Source organism: Streptomyces sp. NPDC059456 (assembly GCF_042750055.1).
GTDB lineage: Bacteria > Actinomycetota > Actinomycetes > Streptomycetales > Streptomycetaceae > Streptomyces.
Window position 1 is genome coordinate 1 of the sequence record NZ_JBHYVA010001093.1, and the last position, 1497, is coordinate 1497.

Sequence of the window (1497 nt, forward strand, 5' to 3'; positions counted from 1 at the left end):
GGGGGGCGCGGGACGGCCTCGACCACGCCCGCGAGCTGGCGGGGGGCCCGGGGGTGCCCGCGGCCGTGGGGGGGGACGCCGCCCGCTTCCACGCGGACCTGCGCGGCGCCCCGCCGCGGGCCGGGATCCAGGTGATCGCCGGGGTCGGGCAGCCCACGGCGACGGCCGTGGCCAGCGACGGGGACCCCCTGTCCCGCCAGCGGGAGGCCGACGGCGACGGCACGGTCCCCCGCCCGGCGGCCCTCCCGGCGCAGACTCCCGGCGACGGCGACGGCGACGCGGCCGCCGGGGCCGCGGACGCCGGGGCCATGGCCGCCCGGTCCACGGCCGAACCGTTCGCCGGGTCCTTCGCCGTGTACGAGCAGCACGGCTCGCTCCAGAACAACCGTGCCGTCCGGGCCGTCCTGCGGGGCCTGCTGGGTCCCGGGCGGGAGGCGGCCGGGGGCTGCGCGGACCCGGCGGCCCGGCTGGGCGTGCGGGCGCCGGCCGTCCTGCCCGCGGGGGCCCCGTACGAGGTCACGGTCACGGCGCCCGGCGAGGGGCTGCGCCTGATGGCGCAACTGCGCCCGGCCGACGGCGGCCGTGCGAGCGCCCGCCCCCTGCGGGGCCTGGGCGGCGGCCGCTACGGCGTCTCGTTCGCGCCGCCGCAGCCGGGTCCGTACCGGCTGACGGTGGGCCCGGTCACGGCTCTTGTAACCAGCCTCACCCAACGGCCCTGACCAGGAAGGCATCCCCGCGGGCTACTGCGCCGTATTGTCTACGCATCGAAGCGATGCGTGCCGTCACAGGAGATGAAGCCCGGATGATCACCCCACCCGTCGTGCACTCGCTGCGCGAGCAGATCCGCGAGCACATCGTGGAGGGGATCGTCAGCGGGCGCTGGAAGCCCGGTGAGCGGATCGTGGAGCGCCGGATCGCCGTGGAGCTGGAGGTCAGCCAGACGCCGGTGCGCGAGGCGCTGCGCGAGCTGGAGACGCTGCGGCTGATCGAGTCGGCGCCGAACAAGGGCGTGCGCGTACGGAACCTGTCGGCGGCCGACCTGGAGGAGATCTACCCGGTCCGGGCGGGCCTGGAGCAGATCGCGGCCGAGCTGGCGGCGCCCCGGCTGGCGGCCGACTGCTCGGCCCTGGAACCGCACGTGGCGGCGCTGTGGGAGGCGGACCGCACCGAGGACGGGACCGCGCAGGTGCGGCACACCGTGGGGTTCCACCGGGAGCTGGTGCGGGCTGCCGGGAACAGCGTGCTGCTGCACACCTGGGAGAGCCTGGGCATCGAGGTCTTCACGGCCCTGTCCATCCGCTGGCTGGGAACCGTCCAGAAGTCGTACGCGGAGGAGCACGCGGCCCTCGTGGAGGCGTTCCGCAATCAGGATCCGGACATCGGCGTGCTGGTGAAGCGGCATGTCCTGGGGTGCGCACCCCGCGCCGGACCGGGCATTCTGTCCCGGTTTGACCGGCACCCGGTGCCGGTTTTAATGGGACCCGGGGCCGCCGTTCG

At 76.2% G+C, this 1497-nt stretch carries 2 pseudogenes; both read left to right on the top strand.

Annotated features, from left to right (window positions below):
- Positions 1-719 (top strand): annotated as a pseudogene (locus tag ACFXA3_RS42415) (hypothetical protein); the annotation flags it as partial.
- 86 nt (positions 720-805) lie between these two features.
- Positions 806-1426, top strand: a pseudogene (locus ACFXA3_RS42420) (GntR family transcriptional regulator); the annotation flags it as partial.
- Between the last annotated feature and the right edge of the window lie 71 nt (positions 1427-1497).